General features: G+C 56.2%; 9 protein-coding genes and 1 tRNA gene. 6 read left to right on the top strand and 4 right to left on the bottom strand.

Features of this window, described 5'->3' with window-relative positions; all coding sequences use genetic code 11:
* The first annotated feature begins 120 nt into the window (after nt 1-120).
* The 3 genes from O6944_01685 to O6944_01675 all read left to right on the top strand — a co-directional run bounded on the left by O6944_01685 (nt 121) and on the right by O6944_01675 (nt 2,505).
* Entirely contained in the window at nt 121-1,446 is a 1,326-nt protein-coding gene (locus O6944_01685; GenBank protein MCZ6717860.1) for an ATP-grasp domain-containing protein, read from the top strand.
* A gap of 207 nt (nt 1,447-1,653) precedes the next feature.
* Nucleotides 1,654-1,968 carry a non-heme iron oxygenase ferredoxin subunit gene (locus O6944_01680; GenBank protein MCZ6717859.1) on the top strand — a complete coding sequence of 105 codons (315 nt, stop codon included), beginning with the start codon at nt 1,654-1,656 and terminating at the stop codon, nt 1,966-1,968.
* A gap of 207 nt (nt 1,969-2,175) precedes the next feature.
* Nucleotides 2,176-2,505, top strand: coding sequence for a helix-turn-helix domain-containing protein (locus tag O6944_01675; protein MCZ6717858.1), 330 nt, complete (start codon nt 2,176-2,178; stop codon nt 2,503-2,505).
* 269 nt (nt 2,506-2,774) lie between these two features.
* On the opposite strand, the gene O6944_01670 is transcribed toward O6944_01675, so the two are convergent.
* The 4 genes from O6944_01670 to O6944_01655 form a co-directional block, all read right to left on the bottom strand.
* Nucleotides 2,775-2,848: transfer RNA gene (locus O6944_01670), tRNA-Gln, on the bottom strand.
* Between the two features lie 21 nt (nt 2,849-2,869).
* Nucleotides 2,870-3,262: a 30S ribosomal protein S9 gene (gene rpsI / locus O6944_01665; GenBank protein ID MCZ6717857.1), complete on the bottom strand. Its 393-nt coding sequence runs from the start codon at nt 3,260-3,262 to the stop codon at nt 2,870-2,872.
* Nucleotides 3,262-3,693, bottom strand: a complete 432-nt coding sequence (gene rplM, locus O6944_01660) for a 50S ribosomal protein L13 (protein ID MCZ6717856.1) — start codon at nt 3,691-3,693, stop codon at nt 3,262-3,264. Before rplM ends, rpsI begins: the two co-directional genes overlap by 1 nt.
* Before the next feature lie 127 nt (nt 3,694-3,820).
* Nucleotides 3,821-4,135 carry a (2Fe-2S) ferredoxin domain-containing protein gene (locus O6944_01655; GenBank protein MCZ6717855.1) on the bottom strand — a complete coding sequence of 105 codons (315 nt, stop codon included), beginning with the start codon at nt 4,133-4,135 and terminating at the stop codon, nt 3,821-3,823.
* Between the two features lie 160 nt (nt 4,136-4,295).
* Between O6944_01655 and coq7 the strand changes: the two genes are divergently transcribed.
* From coq7 to O6944_01640, 3 genes are all read left to right on the top strand, one after another.
* Nucleotides 4,296-4,940, top strand: a complete 645-nt coding sequence (coq7, locus tag O6944_01650; GenBank protein ID MCZ6717854.1) for a 2-polyprenyl-3-methyl-6-methoxy-1,4-benzoquinone monooxygenase — start codon at nt 4,296-4,298, stop codon at nt 4,938-4,940.
* A gap of 161 nt (nt 4,941-5,101) precedes the next feature.
* The gene (locus O6944_01645; protein ID MCZ6717853.1) at nt 5,102-5,545 is read left to right on the top strand and encodes an archease; all 444 of its coding nucleotides are present in this window, start codon (nt 5,102-5,104) and stop codon (nt 5,543-5,545) included.
* Nucleotides 5,546-5,559: 14 nt separating this feature from the next.
* Nucleotides 5,560-6,990 (top strand): RtcB family protein, encoded by a 1,431-nt coding sequence (locus O6944_01640; GenBank protein ID MCZ6717852.1) that lies wholly within the window; start codon nt 5,560-5,562, stop codon nt 6,988-6,990.
* The last annotated feature ends 25 nt before the right edge of the window (nt 6,991-7,015 follow it).

Genomic DNA, 7,015 nt, shown 5'->3' with positions numbered 1-7,015 from the left:
GTCTTTGTTTTCAATAATGTCTTTCAGAGTGTGGGTGGCAGCGGCACGTGTAGCGGCTGTGGTGGCAGCGGTTTCTAGACGCCGAGTCCTGATCGTACTCCGAGAGTCTTGACGGCTTCGATGTCCCCAACGTTCAATGATAGACACCGATCCGGCCTGGTCGGCGGTGAAGGCACAGGGGATACGCCGGTACAAGGCGAAGCACGTGTGCTGATCATCGCCCCCCACGGGAGCTATCGAACCGTGCCTTACCTTGAAGCGGCCCGGCGCCTCGGCATTGAGGTTTTGATCGCCTCCGAAGGCCGGCATTCACTGGTCAGCGCCTATGCACAAGGATTACACCTTGACTTCAATGACAGCCACGGCGCTCTTGATGTCATTCTCGAGGAGGCACGTCATCAATCTTTTGCGGCGATTATCGGTACCGACGATGCGACGACCGAGTTGGCCTCACTCGCCGCCCGACAATTAGGCTTGCCCCATAACGAACCGGATGCCGTGCGCATCGCACGCCGCAAAGACCTGGCACGGGCACGCCTTAGTGAAGCAGGTATCCCTGTCCCTGCCCATGCGCGCATTAGTCTCACGAAGCCGCTTGCGGGACAGCTCGACGGTATCGAATTCCCCTGCGTGGTCAAGCCGCTTGCTATGTCGGCAAGCCGCGGTGTAATCCGCTCCGATACCGAGGACGAGCTGCGCGTGGCCTGTGAGCGCGTGGTCCCTATCGTTGCCGAAGCACCCAACCCGGAAGAGCGGAACAACGTGCTCGTCGAAGAATTCATTCCTGGCTTCGAAGTTGCGGTGGAGGCGATACTGACCGATGGCGAGCTCGACGTGCTCGCCGTCTTTGACAAACCCGACCTGCTGAACGGTCCCTTTTTTGAAGAGACCTACTTCGTGACCCCGTCGCGGCTCGACCCGAACGTGCAGCGTGAGATCCGACAGCGGGTGGCTGAGAGCTGCCGGGCTTACGGGCTCCGCCAGGGGCCGGTGCATGCGGAGTGCCGCATCAATGAGGCGGGAGTATGGATGCTTGAGATTGCGTCGCGGACCATCGGCGGGCTATGCGGCCGGCTCTTCGAATACGGCCTCGGTAGCAGCCTAGAGGAGCTGGTGTTATCACACGCTGTGGGCGCCCCGCTGGAGTTCGCAGGCGGGCAACAGGCGGCCGGCGTGTTGATGCTTCCGACTCCGAAGGCCGGTGTCCTCAGGCGGGTCGAGGGGGTGGGTGCGGCGCGTGCCGTGACCTATGTCGAGGAGGTCACAATACAGGTGCGGGAACGTTATCAACTGGTTCCGCTACCTGAAGGTTCTACTTACCTCGGGTTTGTCTTTGCCCGAGCGCCACGCCCAGCGCAGGTGGAAGCGGCGCTCAGGCAGGCGCATGCGAAACTGAATGTCGTGATCGCCCCGTTGTGGAAAGGGGTGACCGGTATTGCCGCGTGATGCCTGCGAGGGTGGCTTTGTCTGGCACGTTTGAACGGCTGATTTAAGCTCGGATTTCAAGCGTCTGGAAGGGTGACGCGGAAGCAACCTATGACCATAACCGATACGCAACACTGTCCTTTACGCGATCTGCGGGTTTCGAGGTTTTGTTATCTGTAAAAACGCAAAGATCGGTTGCGCATGTCCGTTTAGGAATGGAGTATGACAATGTCAAATTTTGTCCCCGTAGCTAAAGTTTCCGATTTCGACGATCAACCGGCTCAATGCGTCGAGGTGGCGGGGAAGACGATAGCCCTGTTTAAGCTTGGTGACGAGTTCTTTGCCATTGATGACACGTGCACTCACGAAGGCGGGCCCCTTAGTGAGGGGATTATCGCCGGTGACGAGATCGAATGTCCGTGGCACGGTGCGCACTTCAACATCAAATCCGGGAAGGTTACTCTTGCTCCAGCCGGCGCGGATGTCAGGACCTATGATGTCCGTCTATCAGAGGACGTGATCGAAATCGAGGTAATCGAATAGATCAGGTATTGGTGTATTCGTGCTTCTGGCCTCCAACTGTTGTAAGTTCAACGAACCTACTAATTGCTAATGCGGTTAATTCAAAGAGAGACTTTTAACTTTCCCCCGTGAATTCAATTCGTAAGTGCAACTCTACCGAATCGGTATTAAGGGTAAGCTGCGGTAGCATCGTGGCTTCTCCAACCGATGAAAGTAAGAGGAGCACAGATGAGAGGCTACACACAGCTTATCCAGGAAGAACGATATCAAATTTACATTCTGATAAAAGCTGGCCATGCCCAAAGCGAGATCGCCGAGATGTTGGCGCATCACAAGTCGACCATCAGCCGTGAACTCCGGCGCAACCACGGCCTGAAGGGTTACCGGCCCAAACAAGCCCGTCGTCTGGCGCTGAGCCGCCGCCGGGACTTATTTTGCCGTGGCGGGCTGTGGGCCGTTACGAGTCCCGTTTCTACTCCACTGGCCCCGTTTTCGGGAATGCGATCCGCTACCCCGCGCAAGGGCGTGCCTAGCCACGGGCAAATAGAGACTCCTTAATGTGGCCAAAAAAGGGTGGGGGTAAATCGGATTTGGGACTCCGACTTCTGATGTTGATGCTTCCCGACCGCTTCACAAAAAGAGACTCCTTATTGGCGGGATAAAAGGGGTCCTACATTTGTATTCAGGCGGTGGATTAATAGGGGGGTGCTCGGGAAATAATATATTTATGGGCATAGACAAAAAATAACTGCCAACAGTACAGCCAACAGTTGAGGGGAATCGGGCTAGCGAGGGAGTGTCGTAGAATGTAACCTATTGAATATATGTGGCTGGGGGACCAGGATTCGAACCTGGGTTCACGGAGTCAGAGTCCGTTGTCCTACCGCTAGACGATCCCCCAGTGTAGCGGCGTGAGATACGATTAGCGCTTTGAGTACTGTGGACGCTTGCGGGCCTTATGCAAGCCAACTTTTTTGCGTTCTACCTCGCGGGCATCGCGGGTGACGAAGCCCGCTTTGCGTAGCGGCTTGCGCAGGGTTTCATCGTAGGCAATCAGAGCCCGTGTGATGCCGTGGCGAATAGCGCCCGCCTGGCCGGATGTGCCGCCACCGCGAACCGTTGCATTTATGTCGAACTGATTCATCATGCCGGTGGATTCCAGCGGCTGGCGCACGATCATCGGGCCTGTCTTGCGACCGAAATAGTCATCCAGGTTACGGTTGTTGATGATGATCTGGCCCGTTCCGCGCTTTAGAAACACGCGGGATGCAGAACTCTTGCGGCGTCCGGTGCTTTGATAGGTCTCGTCAGCCATTACCCGATTTCCAACGCTTTGGGCTGCTGGGCAGCGTGTTTGTGATCCGGTCCGGCGTAGACTTTGAGCTTGCGATACATGTCGCGCCCAAGTGGCCCCTTGGGCAACATACCCTTCACGGCCCTTTCAATAACACGCTCAGGTGTCTTTGCCATGAGGCGCTCAAAGTTGATTGCCTTGAGCCCACCCGGATAGCCGGAGTGTGTGTAGTACATTTTGTCGGTGGCCTTGTTACCGGTGACCCGGACTTTACCGGCGTTGATCACGACGATGTAGTCCCCGGTGTCAACGTGCGGGGTAAATTCGGGTTTGTGCTTGCCGCGCAAGCGTCTCGCAATCTCGCTTGCAAGCCGCCCGAGTATCTTGCCGGTCGCATCGACCACGTACCAGTCACGTGTTACTTCCGCTGGCTTCGCACTGAAGGTCTTCATGGTAGTGTGAGACAACGATGGCCGCCAAAAGAACGGGAATACTACGGTCTACCCCTTGGGCTGTCAATGAAGATCCGCACCTTGGATGGCCGCATGATTGAGTCCCTAAGCCCGAGTACGCGCTGTGTCATATCCTCAGGCGTTCCACGATACGGCCATTCACGAGGTGCTCCTCGATGATTTCATCGACATCCTCTTGGTTCAACCAGGTGTACCAGACACCTTCGGGGTAGATCACCACGACAGGCCCTTCGGCGCAACGGTCCAGGCATCCGGCGGTGTTCACGCGTACGCCTCCAGGCCCCGCGATACCGAGTTCCTTGACGCGCTGCTTGGCGTATTGTCGCATGGCGAATGAATCGAAATTGTGGCAGCATGCCTCGCCGCCATCTCGCTGGTTGATGCAGAAAAAGATGTGGTGGCGGTAGTATGGTTTGGGCATCCGATGACTCCAGGGCGCTAGAAAGCTCGCAGCTCATCGCGTGCTTGGGAGTTTACAGACAAGGCATTACAAGGGACAAGCCATCTTGTATGCTGGAGAGCCACCCAACGACCTTATTCCTTATATATAAGGTAGGTGCATTTGCTGGAAAGGTTAAATAATGGTTTATCGGAAGCTCTCTGCCATTGACACATTCATCGTCAATGTTGATCGGTGTGTGCGTACTGTGTTCCGAAGCCCTGTGGCTACGGGGCGAGCGTATCCTGCGGAGGGCCTTGACGACGTGATACAGAGCGAAGCGGACCGGCGGCGCGCCGAGGGGTTCATGCGGGTAAATCATGCTGGCGAGGTCGCTGCCCAGGCGCTTTACCAAGGCCAGGGGATGACAGCACGGGATCCGGTTGTGCGCGAGACGATGCACCAGTCCGCACTTGAAGAAAATGACCATCTCATGTGGTGTGAACGGCGCATTCATGAGCTCAGTGGGCACACAAGCTATTTGAACCCCATATGGTATGTGGGTTCTTTTTCGATCGGGGCGTTGGCCGGGCTATTTGGCGATCAATGGAGCCTTGGTTTTGTGGCGGAGACTGAACGCCAGGTAGTTCGCCATCTTGATGGGCATCTCGCTAACCTGCCACATTCGGACATGAAGAGTCGGGCTATTGTGCGGCAGATGAAGGAAGACGAAGCGCATCATGCCACCGTAGCCATTGAATCTGGCGCGGCCCCCTTACCTGAACCGGTCAAACGGTTGATGACGCTCTCTGCTAAGGTAATGACTGAAGCTGCTTATTGGATTTGAGGCGCAAAAACCTTGTCCGGTCTGATGAGGCAGTTATTCGCAAACATCTGATGGAAAGTTAACAGGAAGTCCGTGTCACTTTAGTGCATACACAGTCAGCGATCTGTTCTAATAGCTGGATTAGGTATTGCCATTAGCAAGATAAATATGCGGAAAAGCCGATGGCTAGCGTTGCAAGATCGGACAATTCGGCCTGGTGGGAACATTTCTCCCACGTCGCTGATATAGGCATTCGAGGACATGGCGCGACGTTAGAAGCGGCCTTTGAGCAGGCCGCTGTTGCGTTGACCGCAGTTATCTGCGATCCGGAAAACGTTCACCCTCTTGAAGAGGTGCATATCCAGTGTGAGGCACCCGACCATGAGATCTTATTGGTGGATTGGCTGAATGCGCTTATCTACGAAATGGCGACGCGCAGCTTGCTTTTCAACCGCTATGACGTCCAGATTACAGGGTTTACCCTGAGTGCTACGGCATGGGGAGAAAGCGTGGATCGCGAGCGTCATCAGCCCGCGGTGGAAACGAAGGGTGCAACCTATACGGCGTTGCGCGTTGCCCAGCAGGGGAACGGCACGTGGATTGCTCAGTGTGTCATTGATGTCTGAGGCAAGGGCTTGCTGTGGACACTAGTCGACTTCAACAGGTTTCCGAATACGCATGGCGTATTGAACCGCATGATGCCATGCGTGTCCCCGTGGTCATTTATGCCGATGACGAGCTGATCTGTGCTATGGACGATAAGGTCTACGAGCAGGCGAAAAACGTCGCGACCTTGCCCGGGATTACGGGCGCGTGTTATGTCATGCCGGACGCACATTGGGGATACGGGTTCCCCATTGGAGGGGTTGCAGCGTTCGATGCAGAGGAGGGTGGGATCGTCTCTGCCGGGGGTGTGGGTTTTGACATCTCCTGCGGCGTTCGAACCCTGCGTACGGGCTTAAGGCGAGAATATATTGAGCCTCACAAGAAGCAACTAGCAGATGCTTTATACAGCCAGATCCCGGTGGGTGTCGGCAGTACGGGGAAAATACACCTGGACGAAGCGGGAATGGACGCAATGCTCTACGGCGGTGCACAGTGGGCGGTGGAACATGGATTTGGTGAGCGGAAAGATCTGGAGCGGATTGAGGAACACGGGTGTGCGCGCGGAGCACTGCCGAGTGAAGTCTCACATCGCGCAAAGAAGAGGCAGTGCAATGAGATGGGAACCCTCGGGTCGGGTAACCATTATCTTGAGGTGCAGGAGGTTCACCGAGTATACGATGCGGAAGCGGCAGCCGCATTTGGCATAGAAGAAGGCGATGTCCTAGTGAGCATCCACTGCGGCTCGAGAGGCTTAGGCCACCAGATAGGAACCGAGTTCCTGAAAAGCATGGTGCTAACCGCGGGCGAGTATGGGATCAAGCTGCCTGATCGTGAACTAGCCTGCGCCCCCATCAAGTCGGATGTTGGGCATAGCTACTTAGGTGCAATGCGTGCAGCGATCAACTGTGCCCTTGCGAACCGGCAGATCATCACCCATCTGACCCGGGATGTGTTCTCAGAGGTGCTGCCCGCTGCCAAACTGGAACTCATCTACGATGTCTCCCATAACATCTGTAAGTTGGAGGACCATATCGTCGATGGACAACACCGAAGGCTGTTTGTGCACCGCAAGGGTGCCACCCGTGCCTTCGGTCCTGAGCACCCTGAGTTACCGAAGGAGTACCGGGAAGTGGGGCAACCTGTGCTGATCGGGGGCACCATGGGGACTGCGTCCCATATCCTTGCCGGGAATAGGGAGAGTGAGGCGCTATCGTTCGCATCTGCATGTCACGGCGCCGGGCGCAGCATGAGCCGGCGACAGGCACGAAAAACATGGCGGGGCCGCCAAGTCACTGATGAATTGGCCGAACGAGGGATCATTGTTCGAAGTCCTTCTCAGCGTGGCATCGCCGAGGAGGCACCGGGCGCCTACAAGGACGTCAACGCGGTTGTTGAAGCAGCAAGCTGGGCCGGCCTTGCGCGCAAAGTGGCTGAGGTCAGGCCTTTGGTCTGTATCAAGGGTTAAGTTGCGGCGCTGATTGTCTTGGAGA

This window comes from Gammaproteobacteria bacterium (genome assembly GCA_027296625.1).
Taxonomy (GTDB): domain Bacteria; phylum Pseudomonadota; class Gammaproteobacteria; order JAKEHO01; family JAKEHO01; genus JAKEHO01.
The sequence above is the reverse complement of the archived record's forward strand: the minus strand, read 5'-3'. Positions and strand labels throughout refer to the sequence as shown.